Genomic DNA, 25,460 nt, shown 5'->3' with positions numbered 1-25,460 from the left:
GTCAGGCCGGGGCGACCTGGCGGAGGACCGCCAGCAGCTTCTCGCCCTCCACCGGCTTCACCAGCCAGCCCGTCGCACCCGCGGCGCGCGCCTCGTCGCGCTTGGCCTGGTCGGATTCGGTGGTCAGCAGCAGGATCGGCAGGAAGCGGTAGGGCGCCAGCTTGCGCACCTCCCGCACCAGCGCCGCGCCGGTCATGCCCGGCATGTGATAGTCGGTGATGATGGCACGCAGCGGCGGCGTGGCTTTCAGCTTCGCCAGCGCCTCCTCCGCGCTCGCGGCCTTCTCCACCGTCTGGCCGGCCTGCCCCAGCAGGCTTGCCATGCTCGCCAGCATCGTCGCGCTGTCGTCCACAAGGAAGACCGGCTTCATCGCGTCACCTGAATCGCAAGGGGGGAAGCCAGCGCGGCGGCCAGCACGGGATCGGGTGGCGGCGCGACGACGCGCGGACGCTCGGCGAGCAGAAGCTGCGCCAACGCGGCATGCAGCGCCGTGCAACCGCCGAGATCGACTTGCGCATCCGGCGTCTCGCGCAGCCATTGCAGCAGCGGCTCCGCCTCCTCCACCGTGCAGGCGCCGTCGAGCACGGCGAGGCCTTCCTTCAGCGCCACCGGCATCAGCGCATCAACTCCGGCAGGTCGAGCACCAGCAGCACGCGCCCGTCGCCGAGCAGCGTGGTGCCGCCGAACCCCGGCAGACCCGCCAGCACGCCGTCCAGCGGGCGGACGATCGCCTCCATCACCTCCCGGAAGGCGCCGACGACGAGGCCAAGGCGCTGCCCGTTCACCTGCACGACCAGGATCGCCTCCTCGTCCGGCATCGCCTCGGCATCCGGAAGGTCGAGCAGGCGCGCGAGGCGCAGCACCGGCACCAGCCGCTCGCGCAGCACGAAGGCCTCGCGGTCGCCGACGCGGCGCAGGCGCTCCCGCGGGACGCGCACCGTCTCCGCGACCAGCCCCATCGGCACGCCGAACAGGCGCTCGCCGCAGGCGATCGTCATCAGCCGCGTCACCGCCATGGACAGCGGCAGGATGATCTCGAAGCGCGTGCCTTCCCCCTTGCGGGAAGCGAGCGTCAGCCGGCCGCCGACGCGCTCGATCGTGCTGCGCACTACGTCCATGCCGACGCCGCGGCCGGAGAGGTCGGAGACCTCCGCCGCGGTCGAGAAGCCCGGCAGGAAGATGAGCTGGCAGGCCTCCTCGTCGGTGAGGGTGGCGGCGCGCGCGGGCTCCATCAGCCCCTTCTCGGCGACGCGCGCGCGCAGACGCGCCGGATCGAGGCCGCGCCCGTCATCCTCCACGCGGATCACCACATGCTCGTTCTCGGCCATCGCGGAGAGCCGGATGGTGCCCAACTCCGGCTTGCCCGCGGCGATCCGCTCGGCCGGCATCTCGATCCCGTGGTCGAGGCTGTTGCGCACCATATGCACCAGCGGATCGGCCAGCGCCTCCACGATGGTCTTGTCGGCCTCGGTCTCGCCGCCCTCCAGCACCAGCTCCACCTGCTTGTCCAGGCGGCGCGCGATGTCGCGCACCAGGCGGGGAAAGCGCTGGAACACCTGCTCCACCGGCAGCATCCGCACGGCCATCACCGCGCCCTGCATGGCTTCGGCGATGCGGCTGACCAGCGCCTGGCGGTCCTTGATCTCGCGCGCGAGCTCGCGCACCGAGAGGCTCTCCTGCTCCGCGCGGCGGGCCAGCCAGGCGAGCGCGTTCTTCGCGACGACCAGTTCGCCGATCAGGTTCATCAGCGTGTCGATCTTCGCCTGCTCGACGCGCAGCGTGGTCGGCGCGGCGCGCGGCGCCTCCGGCAGGGCGGCCTCCGGCGCGGGCGGCGGTGTCGCATCGAGCCGCGCCTCAAACCCGGCGATCGCACCGAGCAGCCCTGCGGCGTCTTCGGGCAGCGCGGCATCCGTCCAGCCGGCCTGCGCCGCGACACGAGAGAGCACCATGCGCGCAGCCGCCATGCGGCCGTCCGCGATCGGGTCCTCCGCGCCGCCGGCCTCGATCAGGCGGCGCTGCGCCGCGAGCACGGCCCGCAACGTCTCCGCCGCGCCGGTGTCGGCCACGGGCGCCACCGCGTCCCAGCCCACCGGCAGCGCGACGATCTCGGCCTGGTCACGCACATAGCGGAACAGCTCCTCCACCGTCGCGACGGGCGCGTCCGCCACGGCGAGGTAGGCGAGCGTGCTGCGGAAGGGGTCGAGCTGGTCGAGCGGCGGCCAGGGCGCGAGCGGCACCAGCCGCAGCAGGCAAAGCCCAGGCACCTGCCGCACCAGGCCGAGCGGGTCCTCGCCGCGGAAGAAGCAGTGCTCGTCCGGCGTGTAGCGCAGCGCGACCAGGGGGCGGCCGCGCGGCAGGGCGGCACGCGCCTCCTGCGGCAACGCCTCGAGCCAGCCGGGCAGTGCGGCGTCCGGCGCGGCCTCGGCCGGCGCGGCACCCTGCGGGCCGAGCGGCGCGCGCAGGCGGCCGGCGCGCGCCTCCACGGCCACGGCGGCGTCCGCGGGCAGCGCGCCGGTCGTGGCCAGCGCATCCACCCACAGGCCCAGCTGGTCCAGCGTGTCGAGCAGCAGGTCCGCCAGCGCCGGCGTCAGCGCCAGGCGCCCGGCCTGCGCCGCGCCCAGCAGATCCTCCGCCGCATGCACCAGCCGCGTGAAGGGCGCCATGTCGAACAGGCCGGAGGTGCCCTTCAGCGTGTGCATCGCCCGGAACAGCTCGTTCATCGGCGCCGCCGCGCCGGGCTGGCGCTCCAGCGCAAGCAGCGCGCGGCCGGCCTGCTCCAGCAGGTCGCGCGCTTCCGGAATGAACTGCTGCAGCAGCGGGTTGGCCAGTCCGCTCACGCCGGAAGCCCCGCCAGGGTGCGCGCCAGGCGGCCGAGGGTGTCGGGACGCACCGGCTTCACGAGGAAAAGGTTGGCGCCGGCCGCGAAGCCGCGCTCCGCGTCGCGCGGCTCGCGCTCGGTCGTGACCATGATCGCCGGCACCGCTGCAAGCGGGTGCGCAGCGCGCGCGGCGCGCAGGAAGGCGTAGCCGTCCATGCGCGGCATGTTGACGTCCACCACCATCAGGTCGGGCGGGCCGGCCATCGCGCGCTCCAGCGCCTCCACGCCGTTCATCGCCTCCTCCACGTCGAGACCGGCCTGCTCGAGGAGGCCGCGATGGTACTTCCGGACGGTGCCGGCATCGTCCACCACCAGGACGCGCGGTCGGGTCGGGTTCATGCGGCGGGCCTCTGGTGGACAATGGCATGGGCGAGCTTCCGAACCGTGAAGAGCGAGGACATCCGGCTCATGGATTCGGAATGGCCGAGGCAGACGAAGCCGCCCGGCCGCAGCGCCTCGTAGAGCATCTCCGCGGCCGTCCGACGCGAGACGTCGTCGAAGTAGATCAGCAGGTTGCGGCAGAAGATCACGTCGTAGAGGCCGCGGTGGCGGCGCATCGCCGCCGCGTCGTGCAGGTTGGCCGTGGTGAAGCGCACCGCGCCGCGCAGCGCGGCGGAGATGCGCCACGCCTCACCCGCGCGCACGAAGTGCCGCTGCAGCAGGTCGGGCGGCAGGTGCTGCACCGCGCGTGCGCCGTAGAGCCCCGCCCGCGCGCGCGCCAGCACCGCGGTATCGATGTCGGAGCCGACGATCTCCACATCCACCGTCTCGAGCCCCGTCCAGTTCGCGGTCAGGTGCAGCGCGATGGAATACGGCTCCTCCCCCGTCGAGCAGGGCAGCGACCAGATGCGCAGCGGCGCGCCGGCATGGCGCGCGGCGAGCTCCGGCATGATCTCCGCGGACAGCGCGCGGAGCTGGTATTCCTCGCGGTAGAAGTAGGTCTCGTTGACAGTCAGCGCGTTAATCAGCTGCTGCAGCTCCGCCCCCTCGGCGTCGTCGTAGCGCAGCTTCAGCAGGTAGCCGCGCAGCGAAGGCAGGCCTGTCGCCTCCATGCGGTCGGCCAGCCTGCGGTCCACGAAGTAGCGCTTGCCCGCGCCCAGCTGGATGCCGGTGCGACGATAGAAGAAGTCGCAGAAGCGCGCATAATCCTCGGCGGCCACCGGGACCGCCGCCGCTTCCCCGGAGACGCTCATGGCGCGCCGGCACCGATCTGGTCGAGCGCGACGCCGACGGCGAAGGCGACCATCGGCTCATCGGGGAAGCGCGCGGCGAAGGCGGCGAGCGCTGCGGCATCCTCGGGGCCGCCGCCTTCCGCCAGCGCCTCCACGGCGGCAAGGCCGATGTTCACGTCCGCCTCCTCCGCCAATACGGTGCGCAAGGGTGCGCGTGCCCAGGGCGCCTGCTTCTGGTCCAGCGCATTGACTGCGAAGAGGCGCACATCCGGGTCCGCATGGCGCAGCGCGGCGCCAAGCGCGCCCGCAGCAGCCTCTCCCATGCAGCGCAGGCCCTCGATCGCGTCATTCCGCAGCGCCGTATCCTCGTGGTTGAGCAGCGCGACCAGGCCCGTGGCGGCGTCCTCGCTGCGGATGCCGATCAGAGAGGTGACGATGGCTTCGCGCACCTCGGCCACCGGTTCGCCGGCCAGCGCATGCAGCAGCGCCGGCACGTCTGCCTGGCGGGTCATCTCCAGCGCGGCAGCGCGCCGCCCCGCGGGATCGGGCAAGTCGAGAGCCGCCCTCGTGGGCAGGTGCGGCGCCGGCGACTTGCGCTTGACCAGTGGCATGCCTCAGCCGTCCCGTCGCGCCCAGGCGAGCAGCTGGCGCGCCACCCCGTCGGCGGGCAGCACGACATCCGCGCCGCCGCGCCGGATCAGCTCGGCCGGCATGCCGAACACCACCGCGCTCGATTCCGCCTCCGCGATCGTGCGGCCGCCACGCCGGCGAAGCTCCGCCATCGCCGCCGCGCCGTCGTCGCCCATGCCGGTGAGCAGCACGCCGGTGAGCGAGCCCGCAGGCAGCGCGGCCATCGCGCTGGCCACCAGGCGGTCCGCGCTGGGGTGCCAGAGACTGCCATCGGGCGGAACGGCGTTGGCGACCAGGCGGCCGAGGCGCTTCTCCACCACCAGGTCCGTATCGCCGCGGCCGATGTAGATGCGGCCGCGCTCCAGCGGCACCGGCCCCGAGACCTCCGTCACCTCCAGCGCGCAGAGCCCGTCCATCCGGCGCGCGAAGACGCCGGTGAAGCTTGAAGGCATGTGCTGCGCGACCAGCACCGGCCAGGGGAAACCCTCGGGCAGCAGGGGCAGGATCTCCTCCAGGGTGCGCGGCCCACCAGTGGAGACGCCGACGAGCACCAGCCCGTTGACCGCCGAGCGCAGCGCGCCGCGTTGCGCGACGGCCGCAGCCCCGCGTTCCACCGTCGCCCGGCGGGCGGTGACGCGCTCGCGCAGGCCGATGGCGCGGCGCGGCCGCGCGCGCGCCGCGGTGCGCACCTTGTCCAGCAGCATCGGGCGGATGCGGTCGATGCTGAGTGAGACGGTGCCGTCCGGCTTCGGCACGAAGTCCACCGCGCCGAGCTGCAGCGCACGCAGCGTGACCGCCGCGCCTTCCTCGGTCAGCGAGGAGACCATGACCACCCGCGCCTGCGACCCCGTGCGGGAGAGCTGCTCAAGACAGGAGAGGCCGTCGAGCTCCGGCATGTTGACGTCGAGGGTGACGACGTCGGGACGGAAGGCGGCCGCCTGGTCCAGCGCCTCGCGCCCGTTGCGTGCGAAGGCGAGTTCGAAGCCGCCTTCGGCTTCGAAGACCTGGCGCATGTGCCGGCGCATCAGCGCGCTGTCGTCCACCACAAGCAGGCGGATCGGCATTGTCCGAGACGCTCCGGCGTCATGCGGCGGCGAGCGCGTCGAGCTCGCCGGCATCCAGCAGGTTGGCGGGATCGAGCAGCAGCACCATGCGCTGCTGCGCCTCGATGTTGGCGACGCGCCGGATCAGCCGTGCCTGCTGCTCGGACAGCTCGGGCGCAGGCTCGATCGCGGCGCGCGGCAGCTTCAGCACCTCCGACACCTGGTCCACGACAAGGCCGGTGCGGCGGCCCGCGATCTGCAACACCATGATCCGCTGGCGGTCGTTGCGTGGAAGCTCGGGCAGCCCGAAGCGGCGCCGCTGGTCCACCACCGGCAGAACGGTCCCGCGCAGGTTCACCACGCCCTCGATGAAGTCGGGCGTGCGCGGGATGCGCGTCAATTCCTCCGGGACACGGACGATCTCCTGAACCGCTTCGGTCGGCACGCCGTATTCCTCGCCGGCCAGGCGGAAGACGACGAACTGCTCGTCGGCCTCCGCCGCCGCCGAGCGGACCCCGCCTTCTTCCATCGCCGCTTCCTCCGTCGTCGCGTCGATCGCGGCGCGCAAGGCCGCGTCCCCGAACAGCCGCGCCGCAGAGAGGATGACGGTCAGCCGCCGCCCGTCCTCCAGCCGGCAGACACCCTCAAGCCGCCCCGTCGCGCCGTCGTCCAGCAGCGGCGGCACCGCGTCCACCAGGCCGCGCGGCACGCGGAGCACTTCCCTCACCCGGTCCACCACAAGCCCCACGGCGGCCTGTGCGCCGCCCGGCGCGACCACGACGATCCGGCAGCTCTCGCCGAGCTCGCCGGCCGGCAGGCCGAACAGCCGGCGCAGCGAGATCAGGGGCAGCAGCCGCTCGCGCAGCGTGACGACGCCGAGCACCGCGGGCGGCGCCTGCGGCACCTGCGTGATCGCCGCGGGAAGCTGCACGATCTCCTGCACCTGGCCGATCGGGAAGGCGTATTCCTCGCCGGCAGCCTCGAAGCTGACGAGCTGGATGTCGTCCTGTGGCGCCTCCGTGGCCGCGTCCTTGGGTGCGGAGGCCGCCATGCGGGCAGGACCGGCAGCGCCGCGCGAAGCGGGCATCTCGCCGACCAGGCGCGCGGGTTCCAGCAACTGGATCATCCCATCGGCGCGCTTGATCACGCCGCGCAGCAACTCGCTGCGCACCGTGCCGCCGATCGAGGCGGCGTCGTCGATCGCATCCGGGTCGGCGGTGACGACGCTGGCCATGCGGTCCACGACGAAGCCGGCGGGCCGGTCCTTCAGCCGCACGACCACCACGCGGGTCGAGTCGTCATGCGCCGCCTCCGCCGCACCGAAGACGCGCCGCAGGCTGGTCACCGGCAGCACCGCGCCGCGCAGGTTCGCAATGCCCTCCAGCCCGGCCGGCGCCAGCGGCACCTGCACGAGGTCGGGCATGCGGATGATCTCCTGCACCTCAGCCAGCTTCACGCCGAACAGCTCCGCCCCGATGCGGAAGGTCACGAACTGCCGCCCGTCGGCCTCGGCCTCCGCGCCGGGTTCCGTCGTCGTGCTCATCCCTCGCGCTCCTGGTCAGGCGGCGTCGCGGGTCTGCAGCTCGTCGGCGAGCGAGGCGATCTCCTCCACCGCCGCCGCCAGTTCCTCCGCGCCCTTCGACTGCTCGCGCGCAGCCTGCGCGGCCTGGTTCGCCGCGGTCGAGGCCTGGGTGGCGGCCGAGGCCACCTGGTCCACGCCGCGCTTCGCCTCCTCGAGCGCGGCGAGGATGTCCGTCGCGCTGCGCGCAATCGCCTGGTTTCCGGCGACGACGAGGCGCATGTCCTCCGCGACCGTCTGCAGGTCCGTGGTGATCGCCCGGTTCTTCTCCACCTCGGCCGCGGCAAGCGCGGCCGTGTTCTCGAGGTCGCGGCGGACCGCGACGATCTGGTCCTGCACGGACTTGACCAGGTCCTTGATGCGGTCCGCGTTCTCGCTGCTGTCGCGCGCCAAGTTGCGGATGTCGGTGGACACCACCATGAAGCCCTTGCCGAACTCCCCGGCGCGCGCCGCCTCGATCGCGCCGTTCACCGCCAGCATGTTGGTCTGGATCGAGACGGTGGTGATCGCGTCCACGATCTTGTCGATGCGGCGGCTGACCTGCTCCAGCGCATTGACCTGCTCGCGCGAGGCGGCGTTGTCGCGCACGGACTGCTCCACGCCGGCGATCATCTGCTCGACGGCCTCGGCATTCTGACGCAGTGCGGTGCCCATGGCCTCGCCCTTCTCCAACGCCTCGCCGGCGCGCTCGTTGGAGATCTGGGCACTCTTCTGGATCTGCGCGATGGCGGCGGCGGATTGCTGCGTCGCGGCGCCCTGCTGCTGCGCGCCGCGGCTGATCTGCTCGACGGCGGTCATGATCTCGGCTGCGGCACGGTTGATCTCCTCCACCGCGGCCGACAGCTCCTCCGAGGTGGAGGCGACCTCTTCCGCGCTCTTGCCGATGTCGGTGCTGTTCTTCAGCTCCTCCGAGATCTCCGAGAGTTCGCCCGACGCCTGCTCGGACTGGGTGAGCGCGGTGGTCTGCTGCTCGACCGTCTTCACCGCCTCCTCGCAGGCGGCGGACTGCTCCTGCGCGGCGGCGGAGATCGCCTCCGCGCCTTTCTGCGCCTCTCCGGCGGCGGTGTTGGATTCGTCGGCCGCCTTCAGGATGTCGCGCGCGCCGGCGACGATCGTCTCCATGTCGGCGCGGATCGCTTCGAGCTGTGCGGTCACGCTGCGGCCGTTCTCCGCCTCGTCCCGCGCGGAGGTCGCGGAGGCGTTGATGCCATCCGCGATGACCTTCACGTCGCGCTGGATCTGGCCGACGAGCTCCTGGATGTCGCGCGCGCTGCGCTCGCTCGTCTCGGCCAGGGTGCGCACCTCGTCGGCGACGACGGCGAAGCCCTTCCCGTGCTGGCCGGCGCGCGCCGCCTCGATTGCCGCGTTCAGCGCGAGCAGGTTGGTCTGGTCGGCGATGCGCGCCACGGCCTTGACGATGTCGCCGATGTTCGCCGCCTGGCGATCCAGCTCCTCCACCATGACGACGGAGGCCGCCTGGCGCTCCGCGGCCTGGCCGATGCTGGCGATGGAGCCGCCGATGCGGGCCGCGACCGAGCCGATCAGGCCCTGCAGCGTGTCGGTCTTGCGGAGCGATGTGTCGGCTGCCTCTGCGGCGCCGCGGATGTTGCCGGCGATCCGCGTGACGGCGCGCTGCGACTGCTCGGCAGCGGCAGCGGCCTGGGCCGCACCGCTGGCGATCTGCGTCATGGCGCTGCGCAGCTGCTCGCAGGCGGAGGCGGCCTCGGCGATGCCGCTGGCGACCTGTGTGGTGGCCGAGGCGACGCGCTCCGCGGCCTTCTGCTGGCGGGCAAAGGTGCGTTGCCGGCGCTGCGGATCGCTGCCGCTGCGCCGCTGTGGCGCGGGCGAGCGCCCGACCTTCGGGGGCGGCGCGACGAGAGCGGCGACCCGGCCAGGGCCATGGCCGTTGAGGTGCCCGTTCAACTTGGGCGTGGATTGCTCGGGACCAGGGTTGATCAGGGGCATGGCGTGCCTTGCTCGAGGGCGGAAGCCGGGTGGCAAGTGGGGAGATTGCTCCAAGAGACTGAATATTCTGTAAGCTCCCACGCGACTTTTGGTCCCGTGCGAAGGTCAGCGCAGGGCACCGCGACCTAAGTGACGATGTTGATGTGTCGCAGGCTTTCCAGCGGGGGCCATCGATTACGTGGTCCGATCTAAGAGCCCATCCGGAAAGAAGTGGAGTCGATTGAATCGGCTGTGATTTGCTGTGTCCGTGGACGATTCGCGGGGGCAGACGGATGGCATGGACATCAGAACATCGACGTGCGGCGGACCGGCGTGGGCTGCGCTATCCGTCGGACCTGACGGATGCCGAATGGGCGCTGGTGATGCCACTGATCCGCCCGGCGAAGCGTTGCGGCAGGCGGCGCACGGTGGATGTGCGCGAGGTGCTGAACGCGGTGTTCTACGTGCTCTCCACCGGCTGTCAGTGGCAGGCGCTGCCCAAGGATCTGCCGCCGAAGAGCACGGTGTGGGATTACTTTTCCCGATGGGAATGGGAGGGGACCATCGAGCGCATCCATCATGTCCTCTACGTCGCGGTGCGCGAGCAGGCTGGGCGCGAAGCCAGCCCGACCACTGCGATCATCGACAGCCAGACGGCGAAGGGCGTGCAAAAGGGGGCACTACGCTCGATCCGTCCGGCTACGATGCGGGCAAGAAGGTCGTCGGCCGCAAGCGCCACCTGCTGACCGACACGATGGGCATGCTGCTCGCTGTCGTCGTCCATCCGGCCCACGTGCAGGATCGCGACGGCGCCGAGCCACTGCTGCGTCAGGCCCGGCGACTGTTCCCCTTCGTCGAGCGCATCATCGGTGATGCCGGCTATCAAGGACCGAAGATGGCGGCCGCGGTTGCGCGCACCGGCAGGTGGAAGATCGAGATCATGCGCCGCTGCGACCGCCATCGCTTCGTCGTGCTGCCGAAGCGCTGGATCGTCGAGCGCACCTTCGGATGGATCAGCCGCAACCGCCGCCTCGCCCGCGACTTCGAGCGGCACTGCCGCATCGCCGCCGCCTTCGTCCGCATGGCCATGATCCGCATCATGCTTCGACGGCTTGCCGCAATGCCCTCAGCATGAATCAGAACTTCCCGGATGGGCTCTAAGCATCCAAGGGAACATCAAGGGCGTGAGGTCCTTGGTAGAGCCGCTCCAAGTCGCCATGGACAATGGGGCGAAGCGCGCCCTGATCCCGATCGAGAGCAAGAGAAGCTATCTCGAGGTCAGCGGCGATGTGATGGAGCACGTCGATCCAATTTTTTTCGGGGATCCAAAGACAGCTGCCTTCAAGGCTTTGGGCTTGAACTGACCGGCTATGCAATCAGCAGGTTAGAATCGACGCTGGCGCATATCCGATTCGTGCTCCGGCCACTCTTGGGAACCACTCGAATATTCGAAGCAGGGCGAGTGCCCACCGCGCTGAAACCGGCCATTTACCTGGGTCTTTGAGTTCCGTACTAAAGCGCCCAAGTCAGCAGGTCCGTAAGCGTTGCCCAGCGGCCCTTCTTGCGGCGGAGCGTTAAGTGCTGAGAGGAAGGCCATCGCGGAGGTGTGGCGATGGCGAGAGGAATGTTTGGCACTGGTGCCAGCACCGGTGCTGGCACCGTGGCGTCGGAGCGGGTCGAGATCATCACCCGTGGCGAAGGGCGCCGAAGCTTCAGTGCGGAGGAGAAGGTCAGGCTGGTGGCGGAGACGCTGCAGCCTGGCAAGACGGTGACGGCGGTGTCGCGGCGGCACGGCATCTGCACAAGCCTGCTGCATCGCTGGCGGCGCGCCGCACGGGGTGAGGTTCCGAGCCGGCGGGCGGCGAGGCCGCAGTTGCTGCCGGTGCGCATCGTGGCGCCCGATGCGGCGCCTCCGCAGCCCAAGCCAGCGCCCGTAGCCGGCATCGCGCCCGCCCCGATCGAGGTGGTGCTGCGCAATGGGCGAGTGCTGCGGGTCGCGACGACGACGGATGCCGCTGCGGTCGTGCGGCTGGCGGCGGCGCTGGAGGCGTGATCGGCCTACCGGCGGGCGTGCGTGTCTGGCTTGCGGCAGGTCCGACGGACATGCGCCAGGGCTTCGACGGGCTGGCGCGGCTTGTGCAGGAGGTGCTGGGGCGTGACCCGTTCAGCGGCCACGTGTTCGCCTTTCGCGGGCGTCGCGGTCACCTGGTGAAGCTGTTGTTCTGGGACGGCCAGGGCCTTTGCCTCTACGCCAAGCGGCTCGACCGCGGGAAGTTCGTATGGCCGGCTGCGCAGGGCGGAGTGGTGTCGCTGACGCCGGCGCAGTTGTCGATGCTGCTGGAAGGGATCGACTGGCGCATGCCGGCCTGGACGGCGCGCCCCGAGGTCGCGGGGTAGCGCTTTCCCCTTGGCGCGACGCGAGAGGATAGGCGACGATTCCGCTGTGCCCGACGCGTTCGACATCGCCGCACTCCCCGACGACCCGGCGATCCTGCGCGCCCTCCTGATCGAGATGGTGGCGGAGCGCGACGACGCTCGCGCCGCGCGTGATGCGCTGGAGGCGCAGAACGACCGTCTGCGCCACATTCTGCTGAAGCTGCAGCGGCACCAGTTCGGTCGCAAGTCTGAGCGGCTGCCGGAGGAGCAGCTGGAGCTCGGCCTGGCCGACCTCGAGACGGCGATCGCCACGGCGGACGCCGAGGCCGAGAAGCGCGATCCGGACCTGCGGAAGGAACGCACCGCCAAGCGCCGGGCCAGCCGCGGCGCGCTGCCCGCGCACCTGCCGCGCATCGAGGTGGTGCTGGCGCCGGAGAGCACTGCCTGCCCGTGCTGTGCGGCCGCGATGATGGAGATCGGCGCCGACACCTCGGAGCGGCTCGACGTGATCCCGGCTCAGTTCCGGGTGATCGTGACGAAGCGGCCGAAGCTCGCCTGCCGGTCCTGCGCCGGCGTGGTGGTGCAGCGGCCCGCGCCGGCGCGTCTGGTCGAGGGCGGGCTGCCGACCGAGGCGACGGTCGCACATGTGATGGTCTCGCGCTACGCCGATCATCTGCCGCTCTATCGCCAAGCCGGGATCCTGGCGCGGCAGGGCATCCTCGTCGACCGCGCGACGCTGGCGGCCTGGGTCGGACCGGCGCCGCCGAGGCCGTTCCCGTGGTGCGCCGCATGAAGGAAATCCTGCTGGCCTCGGCGCGGCTGTTCGCCGACGAGACCTCGGTGCCGGTGCTGGACCCGGGCCGCGGCAGGACCAAGACCGGCTGGTTCTGGACGATCGCGCGCGACGACCGGCCATGGGGCGGGACGGAGCCGCCGGCAGTCGTCTACACCTACGCCCCGGGCCGCGGGCGCGAGCACGCCAGGGCGCTGCTCGGCGGCTACCGCGGCATCCTGCAATGCGACGGCTATGCCGGCTACAAGACGCTCGCTGCCCCGGCCACGGGTCCGGGCCCGGCGGTCGTGGCGTTCTGCTGGAGCCATGCGCGGCGGCAGTTCTACGACCTGGCGCTGAAAGCCAAGGCGCCGATCGCGGAGGAGGCGCTGCGCCGCATCGCCGCGCCTCCTCCGCCATCGAGGCCGAGAGCCGGGGCACATCGCCCGATCAGCGCCTGGCCGAGCGCCGTTCACGCAGCCGTCCGCTCGTCGAGGATCTGTTCGCCTGGTTCGAGATGACGCTCGCGAAGCTGCCGGCGCGCAGCACGATGGCGGATGCCATCCGCTACGCGCTGAACCACCGCGAGGGCTGGGTGCGGTTTCTCGACGACGGCCGGATCGAACTCGACACCAACAGCGTCGAGCGTGCCGCGAGGCCCGTGGCGCTCGGCCGCAAGAACGCGCTGTTCGCCGGATCCGACGAGGGCGCCGAAGCCTGGGCCGCCATCGCCTCGCTGATCGAGACCTGCAAGCTCAACGGCGTCGATCCGCAGCGATATCTCACCGACCTGCTCACCCGCCTCGCCGAGGGCTGGCCGCAAAGCCGCATCGACGAACTCATGCCGTGGTGCTGGGCGAAGGCCGGGCAGGCCTGAGCCACCGCGCCAGCAAGGGCCGCGGAGCAACGCTTACCACGCCGCCCGCCGCCCAGAGGCGGAACAGGCGATCCGAAACGGCCGCTCCCCGCGCATCGGGGCATCGGCGGCACCCGAAGACCGAATTATTCGAGGTGTCCCCTCGCTCACGAGGATAAACGAAAAACGTCCACCTTCGTCTCGAGACAACGACGCAGGCTGAAGTCGTTAGCGCCGATGGCAGACCATCCGTCTGGCTTCTGGTAGAAGTCGAGCCCTCGACCGATCTTCACGACCCAGCCTGTGTCAGTCCGGATCTCGCGGTCGTGGAGCTTGTCGTTCAGCTCGATGTCCAGGACTACGTCGAAGTCCAACAGGCTCTGCTTCAGCTCTTCGAGCCGTTCACGCACCATGGCTAGGTCGGTTTTTTCGTCGTAGCTGGTGACGAGCTTGATCCGCTGCACGGTCGGCGCCTTCACGACCGTCTCGCAGAAGCGGACGAAGTTAGCGACCTGGTGCGGCGCACGTATGTAGGGGTCTTCGATCACCAGCTCGCGCGTGCCGACCAGGTACGCGCCGAGGATCGTCTCGTAGGTATGTCCCACGTCACCATACTGAATCGTGTAGTGGAGCTCCTGTAGCTCTGCTGGCTCGCCCTCAGCTTGCGCGCGGACCTCCTCAGCCGCGGGACGCGGTGCCTCCGACGTCGGCTCCGGCGTGTAAGCTCTTTTGGTATCGGCCTGGCCCGCCTCGGGGCGAGCTCGTCGGCGACGTGCGGGCTCGAGCGTCGCGGAGGCACCGACCGACTCCGGGCAATGGACGACTACCTCGCGCCCAGACCTGTCGAAATACGAGAGGTCGATCCGCGCGAACTCGTCGTCAGGCTTGCGCTTGTTCATCTGCTCCTTGACGCGCCGGCGGCACTCGACGGCGTAGGCAACGTACTCGTCGAACTCAGCGTCGCTGGGAGAGTCCGCTGGGTGGAGGATCTTGAGGATCGCGCAGAGCGTCTTCTTGATCCCCTTCTCGTCGCGACCCTCGACGGCGGTGCCGAACCGAACGCGCTTGCTGACCTCCTCGTAGCGGTTGCTGTGCTTCATTTGGTAGTGGAAAGCCTCGGCCAGGTAGTCGGTGATGAGTCCGAAGCGGCCGGTGAGGAAGGCACTGCTGTTCTTGGGCATCTCCCAGCCGGGGAGATAGCAGGCGAAGCGGTCCATGACTGCGAGGTCGAACTGCTCGGGCAGGGGTTGGAATAGGTCGTACTCAGTCGAGTTCACGATCTGCTCGACCGACAAGTCGATGTTCCCGACGAACGCCATGCTCGCGTCAGCGATGACCTCTACGCCGCGCGAGAAGCGGCCGTTGGCCATGAAGTCCTTCATGATCTGGATCGTGTCGGGGTCCTTCACCTTGATCCCGCCGACTTCGTCGAATGCGACAGTGTCCCAGAACCCCACTAGGCCAATCTTGCGGCGCGCGTTGTTGTAGAACAGGACGGACTTGGTGGCCTGGCCGCCGCTGATCAGGGTCGAGTAGGGCGAGAACTCGGAGAAGAAGTAGGACTTGCCCGTTCCGCGGGGGCCCAACTCGATGAAGTTGAAATTCGGCTCAACTAGCGGAGCGAGCCGCGCGATGAAGTGGAGCTTCACGCGGGGTGACAACTTGCTCGGCTCGAGTCCTACTGACCGCAGCACGACGTCGATCCACTCGTCGCGGCTGAAGGCCTTTTTGGCCTCGCCGTAGGCGGCGAAGTCGAATCGGCTGAGCTGAACGGGTCGGAGATCCTCGACGTAGAAAGCGTATGCGTCCGCGTCCACGTCGTTGTGGGCGATCACCACCTCGGCCCAGATCCCGCCCTCCAGCAGGCGGTCGTTGTCGCGGTAGAACTTCTCGCCGATTGCGATGCGCTGCGAGGCGAAATTCTCCAACGATGCCCAGTGGCGCTTCTCCTTCTCGACGTACCTGACGTGGACCTTGTCGATGAACTTGTGCTTCCCCTTCATGGCCACGCGAGACTGGGCGGCGTTAGCCTCATCGGGACGGACGTAGTTCTCCTGGAGGGTCGACAGGACGGCCTCCATGCCCTCCTGGATCTCCGCCGGGTCGTTGCTGGCGCAGTAGCGCGCAAGGAGGAACTCGAGCACGAAGGTGGGCACGTTCGTGCCCTTCTTGATGCGGTGGAGAAGGTCCTTGCGCACTACCTTCCCGTCGAACGCCTCGTTCAGCTTCGTGTCCAGCGCGTCCATCGCATACTCAGACTGCATAGGCCGTCTCCAGGTCCAGCGAAGCGTAGAGCGCCAGGGTCACGGGATTCAGGGCCTTCAGCACGAACTTGCCCTCGAACTCCATGGCCATCTTGATCGTCACCTGCACCCGTCCGCCCGGCTTCACCGTGACCGTCCCGGTGGCCACGTCGACGTGGCCGCCGCGCTTCGCTTCACCAACCACCTCGCCCTTCTTGCTGTGGGCCTCGAGCAGGATCTCGAATGTCTCGCCGAGAGAGAACATGTTCGCGCCCTCGACCGCCAGGTCTACGACCGGCAGTCGTGTTGTGACTCTCGAGGTCGCCCCGGCCTTGTAGGACAGAGTCACCTTGGCCGCGGCAAGCTCCGGCTGCACGGCGCGCTTCAGCCGTACGGTGATGACCGGGACGACAGCCTCTTGGAGCGATGCCCCGCCGTGAAAGTAGAGGAGGCCCTTGCGGTACGCAGACATGCTCCGGGGTCCGGCGAGCTTCTGGAAGTCGCCCCGAACGCCGGCCCTCTCCGCCAGCAGCGCGAAGTTGGCTGCGTCTGCCTCGCCCTCGCCCAAGAGGGCGCGGTCGTGGGCGACCACCCACGCCCCTGGTGGCTTGGTGCAGACGTCTCCCGCCTCAGCGTGGGCGTTCAGGACGAAGCCGTGGTCGGTCGCGATGACCACGTCGGCGAAGCCGGCCTGCTTGAGCCTGTGCACTGCAATGCGGATCGACTTCAGGGCCTGGTGGATGAGATTCAGGGTGCTGAGAGCACCCGAGGGGGTGTTCTCGAGGTGACCATCTATGTCGACGGTTCTTAGAACGAGTAGCTCGACAGAGGTGGGGACATTCTTGTTCGCCCTCAACCAGGTCTCGAGCTGAGCCTCCGCGAACCGGTCGCCAAGGCGAGCCCGCAGCACCTCCATGCGCTGGGCAACCGATGCAAGCTTGTCGCCGCGCAGCGCAACGCAGAAGCCGTCGGCCTCTTTGAGCAGCCGCAGCCCCGCGGCCGCGCCAGGCAGAAGTGACGCCATGCCCACGGGTGTGACGGTGGGAAGCTGCGCGCACGCCGCCCTGATCTCCGCCTGCTCCGTCTCGGCCAGCTGCCGGTGCAGGGTGACGCCGAGCTCGTACCTCAGCGCGTCGACCAGGATGTAGGCCACCCTGCGCCCGCTCTCCTTCAGCATCGGCTCGACGATCTGGTCGAAAACGTCCGCGTTGGACATTAGGCCGTGCGCGGGCCAGCCGGACCCTTCGAGGTGTTTGGTGAAGACAGACTGCACCTTCTCAGCCAGCTTCGCGTGCCGCCTGCGGCAATGTTCCACGGCGCCGGAGAGCGACGCGTCCTCAGGTACGTAGTCGCCGACCGCCTGCTCAAACTCGCGCTGCAGGCGGTCGACGTCGCGGAGCGAAGCTGCGTAGTGCGCCACGACGGAGTCGAGGCTCCGTGCGTGCTCAGCCAGCTGGCGGTCTGCATCTTCGCAGGCCTCCACGAGCCGGAGGCCGGCCTCGACGATCTCCCACTGTGCCTCGCTCTCGCCCCTTCCGATCCAGACGGAGCTGCCGTGTCGCGAGAGGATCTCCCTCGCCCGGTCCAGGTCGCCGGCGACAAGCGCGCCGACGGCCGTGGTCAGCACGCGTCGCTCCTCGAACGGGAAGGTGTCCCTGACGCCCAGATCGTCGATGCCGGCGCAGGCATCGCGCACCTTGAGTTCGTCCTCGACCGCCTCAGCCCGGGCGACGTACTCGGCGCGTGTGTTCATCCCGCTTCGGAGGGCGTCGCACAGGTACTCAACGTGAGGCCGGGCCTCCTCAGGGGCCTTCGGCACGTTGGACAGCGCCGCGGGGAGCGCGCCTGGCAGGTCGAAGGCGAACTCGCTGAACAGGACGAAGCGCCACAGTTCGTCAGCGATGGACGAGTGCGTCTTGCCCTTCGTCATCAGCTTGAGGCCGAGCGACTTCTCGAGGAGGGCCTTGGCCTCCGGCACCCAGCCGTCGCCAGCCTTAAGGGCTTCCTTCTGCTTCGGGGTAGGGGCGAGGAGCGCGAGGATGATCTCGCGCGCGGATTCCGCATTCAGGCACGTTCGTAGCGTCGGCCAGGAGAGGCCCCCGCCGACGTTGTCGATCAGCGCGAAGGACGGAGACGGGTTCTCGGCGAAGAGGCGGCGGATCTCGGTGGCGTGGTCGGGCTTCGACTTCAGGCAGAGGCTTTCATAGCCGTCGCCGTCGCCGTCCGGGAAGACGGCGCCGCAGGCGGCGTAAACGGCGAACGGGTCGACCTGGCGCTCCTCGTCGGTCACAGGGGACTTGGCCGGCACGTAGACCAGTAGTGATTTTGGCTGGCCCGGCCTGCCCAGGGCGGCGAGCGCGAGCATCGCCGCCTCACGCGCCTCGATGCCGCTCTCGCTGGTGTCCACGACCGCAGTTTCCTGGCTCGCAAGTGTGAGACAGAGGTCGCGGTAGCGCCGGTCCGGGTCGTAGACCGCCAGCACCGAGGCCTTGCGCAGTCGCTGCAGCAGGACCTCATCTCGGATGAAGGTGGCGATGCTCATGCGTCCCCCGACTTCTTGCGGCCTCGGGGCTTGGCCGTCCTAGGCTCAGGCGGCTCGTAGAGGCGCTCGAGGTCGTGGGCGATGGCCAGAGACTTGTCGGTCCTGCACTTCTCGCGCACGCGGTCGGGCCAGTAGGCCATCGCGAGGTGCGCCCAGTCGTACTCGCCCTTCTCCAGCTTCGCCCAGGTCTCCTTCAGCAGCTTCTGCCAGGGCTTGTGGCGGAACAGCGGCCAGAGCGGTGCTGCCGTGATCTGCACGCCGTCGTCTTGGTTCGGGCGATAAGTGGGTGCGATGCGCAGTAGGGTGTCGCGCATCTCGGTCAGCTCGACCTCTAAAGTCTGCAGCGCTTCGAGGGTCCGGTCCTCCTCGCGGCTGCGCGGGTTCCCCTTGCCGCGCAGCGAAGCGATCTGTTGCCGCAATTGTGCGAGCTTCGGGTCGAGGAAGTCATTGACCGCCGTGTAGAGCGTCTGGCTGCTGAGATTCGGGTAGTAGAGCCAGAGCGTATAAATGCCGGAGGCTGTCGATAATGGCCAATATATCGGCGCCCTACGTCCGCTTCTAGTGTATAAAGAGAGGTGAAGATCAAAAAATTCCCGCCGAATGAAATCGCGCACATCAAAAGAGACGGATTGCTGAACCTCAGAAAGAACATCACTCAGAAGATGCGGCAAGTCGTGAGGGTGACCCAAGTCATCGACTAAAATTCCGTCATTTGCATGGAATGGCTCAGATTCACTCGAAAGTAGACCTGGGCTTTGGCCAGGTGGCTGGAGTGGATCTACATCCACGGATAGCGCCCCCTCGCCGATTGCCAGGCGCCAGTCGAAACGCCCAAACGCTACGCCTACTGTCCAACTAATCAGATCACATATATTGTCAGACGTATCATTATGATCCCCACTATATTCGATATCTTCTTCGCCCGCCTCATCCTCGACGTTAGACGCGCTGGAAAGATCAACTTCAGAACGCTGCATCACCGCACGGTCTGGTTCGCTTAGGCCATATATTTCATACGCTAGCGCATCAATCTCGGCCTGAATCTGCCGCAATTCACCCCGCGATTCGCGGCAATCGCGCAGCCCTATCGAACCGCACAGTAGTGTTGGAAGAAAAAAAGCTCGGGACGTTTCCAGATTTTCATCTTTACTACGTAGAATTTTCCAAGCGAGCATAGCAAGATCATTCAACTTCGGCCGGTTAGCTCCTAATTCCGGAATAGGGAGCCTGGCGAGGGTTCCATTTCTGTACAGGGCGTACCCTGTGCGACCAAGCATAAGCTTATGCAAAAAATCCGCACATTGAGAGTTCAGCAGGGCGAGCATACAAAATAGATCATCTTTTGGCGCAACGACATAAGTTCCATTGTCCCCAAAAACACATCCGGGCGGAGTTAAATGTGGCGCAAGCGATAAAGCTCGTAACGTTTGGAATATTCCGGGTTGGAGATAAAGTTCTTTATTCCGAGCGTATGAGAGCTGCTTTCCCGTTCTTGGATCGGAAAAAGCCTGTATTTCTCGCCCATCGCCTGCCCATTTTACGACCATTGGGATATCGGCATAAAACGGAGAGTGAGATCCGCCTTTTGCAAACGGAACCCATTGAGCCGAGGTCGAATTGACCTCCCAATGCGCTCGAACAAACCGGAACTCGTTCGCTGTTGATAATCCCTGCTTAGCGGCTCGTTGACCGGAATCAAGAGATTTATGCCGCGTAAAAACAGAACGGATGGAGTCTGTTACCCAGTAAGCAAATGGAAGTCCTGGAATTTTATTGAAGGCATCTCGCTCAACATGAAATACATTTCCGCTGGCACACTGTATGGCAACCCGAAGATCTTCGGCCTTATCGTGAGAAGAAAATAGCCTTATAAAGGTGATCATGCAGCCCTCTCGACTACGTAAGCCGCAGCCTCGACCATCGCGTCATCCATTACGCCCAAACCCAGATCTACGATGATCTGGGGCTCTCCGACTTCTAGCAAGATTTTTCGCCGCCAGTCTTCGTAACTAGATGTAAAGAAACATGTTCGAGAAGTTATTGCTCCCAATCGGCCTCCCTCGCGCATCATCTGCAGTGCCCGCTCGACGAAAACGCAGAGTATGTCATTCTTGCTGTTGGGATAGGACTTCGTGATATATGGCTTCGTGCTTGATGCTGCTGCGCCAAATGGGGGATTCATCAAAGCTACGTCAAATACCGTCCGACAGAGGTCGACGACTCGAAGACCCTGTATTGCATCTTCTGCGAAGAGCCGCCCCTGATAGGTGGATCGCGCGGCCTGAGCGAAGCTCATCAGGGCTTCCTGCAACCGCATCTCTGCTCGCTGCCACTGCGCAATGTCCTCGGCCTGGAAAAGTCCGCCGCGCGTCCCGAACACCGCACGGATCAGCGATGGCAACTCTTTCTCGACCTCCAGCAGCACACCGAGTTCCGGCAGATCTCTCAGGAGGAAAAGCGTCCTCTCGAACAACGCTGCATCTCGAGGGTCAAGCGTTTCCATCACGCCCTCGCGCAGCGTTACCTCCGCCGGCGGTGCGACGGCCGCCACGACATGCCCACGACCAATGGCAGGCCGGTCCGGCGCCTTTACACCAGTTGCATGCCAGGCTCGCTGGGCCCGCAGCCACAGTGCCAACGAGGCGATCTGAGCCGCACGCGGGTCGATGTCCACCCCGTAGATGTTTTGCTCGATGATCAACCTCGGCACGTCCCGCTGGAAGGCGTCCTCGTCCGCGTAGGTCTGGCACAGCGGCTTCAGGTCGGCGCTGCCCCCGGTCTCTGCATCCAAGCAGCCCGGCCCGTGGCTCTGCTCCCAGACCCAGGCCTCGCGGTAGATCTCGAGGAACAAGTCGAAGGCATAGAGCCCGAAGTGCATCGACCCGCAGGCTGGGTCGAGCAGCTTGATCGTGCGCGGATCCCGAAGGCGCCGAGTGGGCTCCGGGGCCTCGTCTGGCTTCACGAGCAGGTACTGGCAGCGATCGCGAAGCCCCGTCTGCCCGCCCGTCCAGTTGAACCAGAGCCGCCCCAGCGTGTTGTCCACCAGAAACTCCACCACGTAGCGCGGCGTGAAGAACTGGTTGCGCACGGCGAGTTCGCGGCTATTGCGCGGCGCTTGGCTCGCCTCGCGCATCGCCCGGCGCTCTTCGCGGCTGTTGAAGTACTGGTAGATCCAGCCAATGGTCTCGTCCTCGGCCCAGAGCGGCTCGATGTCCGCCGCGTTGATCAGCCCCAGCAGTGGCAGCAGCGCGGGCTCGCGCGGGAAGAGGCGCCCGTTCGGGAAGTGCCGATCGAACAGCAGCGGCAGGTCACCGCTGTAGACGTCGCAGAGGCTGAGCAGGAAAATGCGATAGGCGTCGCCCGTCTCGCCCAGGGCCGTGCTCGCCACGCGCTGGTAGAGTTGGAAGGCTCGCGACTGGTAGCCATTGCCGACGCACTCCAGCACAAGGCCGCGCGCCTCCATCATTCGCAGCGCGGCCAGCCTGTTCAGCGCCGTGAAGGCCTGCTCACGGACCATGCGCTCGAGAACCGCCTTGGTTGCTTCGCTCCCCCGCCCAGCTTCGGCCGCGAGGTAGTGGTCCAGGATCTCCCGGAGGACGCGGGCGGTCTCGAGGCGGCGGTCATCGAGGTGCGCCAGGCTCGCGAGCTCAGCGACGGAGCCCGATTGAGGGTCCAGGCCATAGTCCTGCTGGAACTGCTCGGCGAACTCGCTGGTGAGCAGCGCCCGCGCCTCCGAGACGAAGCGCTGAAGCCGGCCGCGGGTCGTCTGGTCGAAGGCCATCAGTCCATCCGCACCACGAGGTCAAGTTCTGTCGTCGCGAGCTCCAGACGAAGCTCCGAGAGGCTGTGGATCAGCGCGTCGAGCTCAGCCAAGGTGCCGATACGCGCAGGCAGGGGGACCGTTCTCCGCGCCTTGGTTCCCTTGTGCTGAGACTTGTCGTCGTTTGGTGGGACGGGAGGCGGCTGGCGACGTGCACGCCCCGCCTCGACGACCCTAGCCCGAGTCTCTGAGATCGTCGCGTCGATGTCGAACTGACGGGCCACGAGCGCCTTCAGGCCTGCGATATCGGGCGTGGCCTCGACGGAAAGCGCCTGTATCTCGGCCAGCGCGCCGGCCTGCTCCTCCGCCGTCAACTCAGCCCACTCGGGCAGCAGCGCGAGTTCGCCCTCGGTGGCGCGGATCCTTGCTCCCTGCGCCGTCCGCATCGCCGCCACCGCGGCGGCCACGTGAACCTCGATGGCCGTGCGGCGGGTGCTGAGGTCCGCCTTGCGTTTGAAGACGTCTTCCTGCGCCAGCAGGTCGGCGACCGCCTCGAGATCCTCGCGGGCCGCCTCGCGCAGATCCTTGGGAACGCCCGTCATTGGGAGTTCGCCGATGCCGCGCTCGAGCTCGCGCAGCCCCTTAACCGTCTCGGCGACACCCTGCCCGAAGGCAACACTCGCCGAGATGGCCCACTTCAGCCCATCATAGAGCGGCGCCTGCTCCGCCCCGAAGCGCTGGGGCGCGTCGGACGCGTCTGACAGCAGCATGTTCGCGATCTGCCCGTTCACTGTGCGCACCGTGTCGACCCCGCGGAGGCCGAGATTGCGGAGTTGCTCGGCGAGGGGGCCGAGCCTGTTCTGCAGGGTGGGCAGGAGCTTCTGGGCAGCCTTCCCGATGTCCTCCTCGAGTGGCACCACAGGCTCGCCGGCGAGTTCCGTCAGACGCTCCGCTGCCCGGGCGAGGACCTCCATCGAGGGCCTATCGTCACGCAGGGCGACGCCGACCGACTTGAAGGTGTTGTTCGTCTTCAGGGCCTCGATGGCCTGCTGACCAGCAACCGTCACCTCGCGGCCCGAGACCTTCAGCTTCACTTCGCCGGCGGCGAGGAGCGCGGCTGTCATGTAGCGCACGGTGTCAGGCGACCAGCCGAAGGGCGGACCGGAGAAGTGGTCGAGCAGCCGCTTACCCTCCACGGTGCCGCTCCGCTCGATGAAGTCCTTGATGCTGACCAGGCCCTTTTGGTCGGTCCTGATGTTCGGGTTGCCGCCACTCAGTTGAACGAGACCGAGCGGGTCTAGCTGTGAGGTCACCGAGCGAAGGTTGGGCGCCCGCAGGAACCTCTCCGCCAGGTCCATCCCGACGCGCTCCGGCGCCTCCTGGTAGCGGTCGAATACGCGCTCGGCCGCTTCCGCCAAGTGCTTCCTGCAGGCGGCGAGCGGCGCCTGGTCCAGACTGTCCACGGCCGTCACCTTGCCACGGAACACGAACGATCCCTGCGCGAGGCTGCGTGCGATCTTCTGCCCGAGTTCGGCCGCGAGGCGCGACGCGCGCTCGACCTGGCTATGGCAATACTCCTTCACCTCCTGGTCGGGATCATGCCGGTGCAGCTCTGCGATCCGCTGGCATCGGTAGATCTCCGCGACCAGGTCGTCAGCCTCCGGCGATCGCCTGGCCAGCAGGAAGATGACGTGTTCGGACGACCGCTGCCTGGACTCGTCGGTGAACCGTACCTTCTGAGCCTCGTAATCGGCGGCGTCGGCAAATGAGACGACGGTCTGGACGGTCTCCCCGCCGCCCGCCACCGAGATCTGTTGACCGCCGGACAGGTGCCGGAGGCCCGAGGTCACAGAGAGGGTGCCGTGGACCCGGGCACTGGGGAGCGGCTCGAAGAGCTCCTTCAGAGCCTCGTTGAAGATCCGCCGCACGTCGGGCGATCGGAGGGCGAGCTGGGACCTCTCAAGTTCAACGTCGTTGAGCTTCTCGCTGAAGAAGCGCAGCGACCCGTCCTTCTCCCCGAGGGGGACGATCGGGTCCTTCAGCAGCGCGTCGACCGCCTGCTTGACCCTCTCCGCGATCGATGGCGCTGCCACGGACGGGTGCATCAGCGCGGCGACGTTCTCGACGCTAACAGGCAGGTTGCCGAGGATCTGCAGCACAGCGACCGTCTTGCTGACCGCCTTGCAGACCTCGTCGTCCGGGAAGCGGATGAGAGCCTTCTCCACGGCCTGGTGAACCGACGGGAACGCCCTTCTGATGTCGCGCTCGAGTGCGTCGTAGAGCGTGACGGTCGTGGCGAGCCAGCCCACTGGCTCGTCTGCGACTGGCTTCAGGGATCCCGCGCCCTCCACCAGCACGTCTTGGATGACCTTGATCGCGGATCGCAGCCCAATCCCACCGGTCGACTTCGCGAGGGCGCCGAGCAGGTGCAGCAGGATATCAAAGTGGGCGGGCAGGAACGGGTAGAGGTTCACGAAGGTCTCGCGGTTGAAGCCCGCGTCGTAGAACTTCGCGTCGGTCAGCTTGGTGTGCTGGCGCAGAGCCTGGCCGTGCTGGTCGAACAATGCCCCCAGCGTCGCTGCGCCGCCTGACGACTTCCCAAGCAGCCTGCGGAAGCAGATCTCCTTAATGTCACTCGACTCAAGGGCGACTGTGATCGGGAAGCGGTCCTTGAGCTTGTAGAGCTCCGGGGAGTTGATCGCTGCCCTTGGGTCGTCCTCGGTGAGGGTCTGCTGGGCGGTCCCGAGGATCCAGACCTTGCCACCGCCGAGATCCTTGAGGTTCTGGGCCAACCCCTGCAGGTCGAGGATCTTGTTCTGCTGGCTGCCTACGTACTGGCCGATCTCGTCGACCACGAAAATGATGTGCTCCCTGCCAGACGCCTCGCGGACGATGTCGATCATCTCCTGCACGCGGTCGTCCATCAGGTAGACAGTGTCACCGCTCGCCGTCGTGAAGGCGTGCTCGGTGCGGAAGAGGTTGGGATAGAGCCGGTGCGCCAGACCCGGCACGACGCTATCGACGACGAGTTCGTCGTTCCGGTAGTCGGCCCAGTCTGCGCCCGTCACTTCGCGGAACGCGGCCTCGAACTCGCTGTACCGCCCCTCCTTGCGCAGCCTGCGCTCGAGGGCCGCCACCTTAAGGTTCCTCGAGTAACCAGCGTACTGCAGGACCTTGTAGTAGAGGACGGTCGACACTTCCGCGAGGGTCGCGCCCGCGATCTGCTCGCTCGCCAGGTCGAGCATCACGACGGCCGCGGGGAAGCTCGCGGCGAGCTTCGAGAGGAGAGCGCGCGTGGTAGGGCGTTGGACCCGGTTCTGAAGGTGGCGGAGGAACGGGACCCCGTCGACAGTGACGCGCTCGTCGAAGGCGAGACCGAGATACTTGGTGAAGGAGCTCTTGCCGGAGCCGTAGAAGCCGGAGACCCAGACGCCGATCTCGTGGCTCGCCCCGGCCTCCATGGCAGCCTGCATCTTCTCGAGGAGCTGTTCGAGTTGGTGCTCGATGCTCTCTGTCACGATGTACTCTGAGATCTCCGCCTTCAGCCGCTGCTCTTGCGACGCCTGGTAGGTAATGACCTTCTCAATGGCGCGCTGGATATCCTTTCCTGCGTCGAAGAGCGTGCGGATGTGGGTCATCGGCGAGGAGTCTCCTTTCTGCTCTCG

Annotated in this window: 17 protein-coding genes and 1 pseudogene; 4 read left to right on the top strand and 14 right to left on the bottom strand. The window is 67.6% G+C overall.

From position 1 onward, the window contains the following. Nucleotide 1: 1 nt before the first annotated feature. From E4T13_RS24560 to E4T13_RS24520, 9 genes are read right to left on the bottom strand one after another with little or no spacing between them, the layout of a single operon-like run. Nucleotides 2-370, bottom strand: coding sequence for a response regulator (locus tag E4T13_RS24560; RefSeq protein WP_137180958.1), 369 nt, complete (start codon nt 368-370; stop codon nt 2-4). Continuing rightward, complete coding sequence (locus tag E4T13_RS24555) at nt 367-615, bottom strand: hypothetical protein (RefSeq protein ID WP_137180957.1); 249 nt, start codon at nt 613-615, stop codon at nt 367-369. Before E4T13_RS24555 ends, E4T13_RS24560 begins: the two co-directional genes overlap by 4 nt. Next, the gene (locus tag E4T13_RS24550; RefSeq protein ID WP_240791266.1) at nt 615-2,837 is read right to left on the bottom strand and encodes a chemotaxis protein CheA; all 2,223 of its coding nucleotides are present in this window, start codon (nt 2,835-2,837) and stop codon (nt 615-617) included. The genes E4T13_RS24555 and E4T13_RS24550 overlap by 1 nt, the downstream gene beginning before the upstream one ends. Continuing rightward, nucleotides 2,834-3,217: a response regulator gene (locus tag E4T13_RS24545; RefSeq protein WP_137180956.1), complete on the bottom strand. Its 384-nt coding sequence runs from the start codon at nt 3,215-3,217 to the stop codon at nt 2,834-2,836. Before E4T13_RS24545 ends, E4T13_RS24550 begins: the two co-directional genes overlap by 4 nt. After that, nucleotides 3,214-4,071, bottom strand: a complete 858-nt coding sequence (locus E4T13_RS24540; protein ID WP_137180955.1) for a protein-glutamate O-methyltransferase CheR — start codon at nt 4,069-4,071, stop codon at nt 3,214-3,216. Before E4T13_RS24540 ends, E4T13_RS24545 begins: the two co-directional genes overlap by 4 nt. Further along, on the bottom strand, nt 4,068-4,661 hold the full coding sequence (locus tag E4T13_RS24535; protein WP_137180954.1) for a HEAT repeat domain-containing protein: 594 nt from the start codon (nt 4,659-4,661) through the stop codon (nt 4,068-4,070). Before E4T13_RS24535 ends, E4T13_RS24540 begins: the two co-directional genes overlap by 4 nt. Nucleotides 4,662-4,664: 3 nt before the next feature. Beyond that, nucleotides 4,665-5,744 carry a chemotaxis-specific protein-glutamate methyltransferase CheB gene (cheB, locus tag E4T13_RS24530; protein ID WP_137180953.1) on the bottom strand — a complete coding sequence of 360 codons (1,080 nt, stop codon included), beginning with the start codon at nt 5,742-5,744 and terminating at the stop codon, nt 4,665-4,667. A gap of 19 nt (nt 5,745-5,763) precedes the next feature. Further along, on the bottom strand, nt 5,764-7,266 hold the full coding sequence (locus E4T13_RS24525) for a chemotaxis protein CheW (protein WP_137180952.1): 1,503 nt from the start codon (nt 7,264-7,266) through the stop codon (nt 5,764-5,766). A 15-nt stretch (nt 7,267-7,281) separates the two neighbouring features. Then, nucleotides 7,282-9,267 (bottom strand): methyl-accepting chemotaxis protein, encoded by a 1,986-nt coding sequence (locus tag E4T13_RS24520; RefSeq protein WP_137180951.1) that lies wholly within the window; start codon nt 9,265-9,267, stop codon nt 7,282-7,284. 272 nt (nt 9,268-9,539) lie between these two features. Between E4T13_RS24520 and E4T13_RS24515 the strand changes: the two genes are divergently transcribed. The 4 genes and pseudogenes from E4T13_RS24515 (at nt 9,540) to tnpC (ending at nt 13,271) form a co-directional block, all read left to right on the top strand. Beyond that, nucleotides 9,540-10,381 (top strand): IS5 family transposase gene (locus tag E4T13_RS24515; RefSeq protein WP_137181013.1). Its coding sequence is split into 2 segments (ribosomal slippage): nt 9,540-9,921 and nt 9,921-10,381, totalling 843 coding nucleotides; the frame shifts between segments, so codons are not numbered across the junction. Between the two features lie 489 nt (nt 10,382-10,870). Next, complete coding sequence (tnpA, locus tag E4T13_RS24505; RefSeq protein WP_170985213.1) at nt 10,871-11,299, top strand: IS66-like element accessory protein TnpA; 429 nt, start codon at nt 10,871-10,873, stop codon at nt 11,297-11,299. Next, nucleotides 11,296-11,643 (top strand): IS66 family insertion sequence element accessory protein TnpB, encoded by a 348-nt coding sequence (gene tnpB / locus E4T13_RS24500; RefSeq protein ID WP_137180949.1) that lies wholly within the window; start codon nt 11,296-11,298, stop codon nt 11,641-11,643. Before tnpA ends, tnpB begins: the two co-directional genes overlap by 4 nt. A gap of 115 nt (nt 11,644-11,758) precedes the next feature. After that, nucleotides 11,759-13,271: pseudogene (gene tnpC, locus E4T13_RS24495) on the top strand (IS66 family transposase). 146 nt (nt 13,272-13,417) lie between these two features. On the opposite strand, the gene brxL reads toward tnpC, so the two are convergent. Genes brxL through brxC form a run of 5 tightly spaced genes read right to left on the bottom strand, consistent with a single transcriptional unit; the run spans nt 13,418 to nt 25,433 of the window. Beyond that, complete coding sequence (gene brxL / locus E4T13_RS24490; RefSeq protein WP_137180948.1) at nt 13,418-15,496, bottom strand: BREX system Lon protease-like protein BrxL; 2,079 nt, start codon at nt 15,494-15,496, stop codon at nt 13,418-13,420. A 7-nt stretch (nt 15,497-15,503) separates the two neighbouring features. Beyond that, nucleotides 15,504-18,035: a PglZ domain-containing protein gene (locus E4T13_RS24485; protein WP_137180947.1), complete on the bottom strand. Its 2,532-nt coding sequence runs from the start codon at nt 18,033-18,035 to the stop codon at nt 15,504-15,506. Beyond that, nucleotides 18,032-19,918 (bottom strand): hypothetical protein, encoded by a 1,887-nt coding sequence (locus E4T13_RS24480; RefSeq protein WP_206030283.1) that lies wholly within the window; start codon nt 19,916-19,918, stop codon nt 18,032-18,034. The genes E4T13_RS24485 and E4T13_RS24480 overlap by 4 nt, the downstream gene beginning before the upstream one ends. Next, nucleotides 19,915-21,816: an Eco57I restriction-modification methylase domain-containing protein gene (locus tag E4T13_RS24475; protein WP_137180946.1), complete on the bottom strand. Its 1,902-nt coding sequence runs from the start codon at nt 21,814-21,816 to the stop codon at nt 19,915-19,917. Before E4T13_RS24475 ends, E4T13_RS24480 begins: the two co-directional genes overlap by 4 nt. Further along, the gene (gene brxC, locus E4T13_RS24470; RefSeq protein ID WP_137180945.1) at nt 21,816-25,433 is read right to left on the bottom strand and encodes a BREX system P-loop protein BrxC; all 3,618 of its coding nucleotides are present in this window, start codon (nt 25,431-25,433) and stop codon (nt 21,816-21,818) included. Before brxC ends, E4T13_RS24475 begins: the two co-directional genes overlap by 1 nt. Nucleotides 25,434-25,460: the final 27 nt, after the last annotated feature.

The sequence above is a fragment of the Roseomonas sp. AR75 genome (assembly GCF_005222815.1).
Taxonomy (GTDB): domain Bacteria; phylum Pseudomonadota; class Alphaproteobacteria; order Acetobacterales; family Acetobacteraceae; genus Falsiroseomonas.
Note: the sequence above shows the minus strand (reverse complement) of the source record. Positions and strands in the feature narration are given on the sequence as shown.

Coding starts and splice junctions, on each gene's coding strand:
- E4T13_RS24485 (WP_137180947.1), bottom strand. CDS start 18,035: ATGAGCATCGCCACCTTCATCCGAGATGAGGTCCTGCTGCAGCGACTG.
- E4T13_RS24535 (WP_137180954.1), bottom strand. CDS start 4,661: ATGCCACTGGTCAAGCGCAAGTCGCCGGCGCCGCACCTGCCCACGAGG.
- E4T13_RS24520 (WP_137180951.1), bottom strand. CDS start 9,267: ATGCCCCTGATCAACCCTGGTCCCGAGCAATCCACGCCCAAGTTGAAC.
- E4T13_RS24525 (WP_137180952.1), bottom strand. CDS start 7,266: ATGAGCACGACGACGGAACCCGGCGCGGAGGCCGAGGCCGACGGGCGG.
- cheB (WP_137180953.1), bottom strand. CDS start 5,744: ATGCCGATCCGCCTGCTTGTGGTGGACGACAGCGCGCTGATGCGCCGG.
- E4T13_RS24560 (WP_137180958.1), bottom strand. CDS start 370: ATGAAGCCGGTCTTCCTTGTGGACGACAGCGCGACGATGCTGGCGAGC.
- brxL (WP_137180948.1), bottom strand. CDS start 15,496: ATGGACGCGCTGGACACGAAGCTGAACGAGGCGTTCGACGGGAAGGTA.
- E4T13_RS24540 (WP_137180955.1), bottom strand. CDS start 4,071: ATGAGCGTCTCCGGGGAAGCGGCGGCGGTCCCGGTGGCCGCCGAGGAT.
- brxC (WP_137180945.1), bottom strand. CDS start 25,433: ATGACCCACATCCGCACGCTCTTCGACGCAGGAAAGGATATCCAGCGC.
- E4T13_RS24545 (WP_137180956.1), bottom strand. CDS start 3,217: ATGAACCCGACCCGACCGCGCGTCCTGGTGGTGGACGATGCCGGCACC.
- tnpA (WP_170985213.1), top strand. CDS start 10,871: ATGTTTGGCACTGGTGCCAGCACCGGTGCTGGCACCGTGGCGTCGGAG.
- E4T13_RS24475 (WP_137180946.1), bottom strand. CDS start 21,816: ATGGCCTTCGACCAGACGACCCGCGGCCGGCTTCAGCGCTTCGTCTCG.
- E4T13_RS24555 (WP_137180957.1), bottom strand. CDS start 615: ATGCCGGTGGCGCTGAAGGAAGGCCTCGCCGTGCTCGACGGCGCCTGC.
- E4T13_RS24480 (WP_206030283.1), bottom strand. CDS start 19,918: ATGATCACCTTTATAAGGCTATTTTCTTCTCACGATAAGGCCGAAGAT.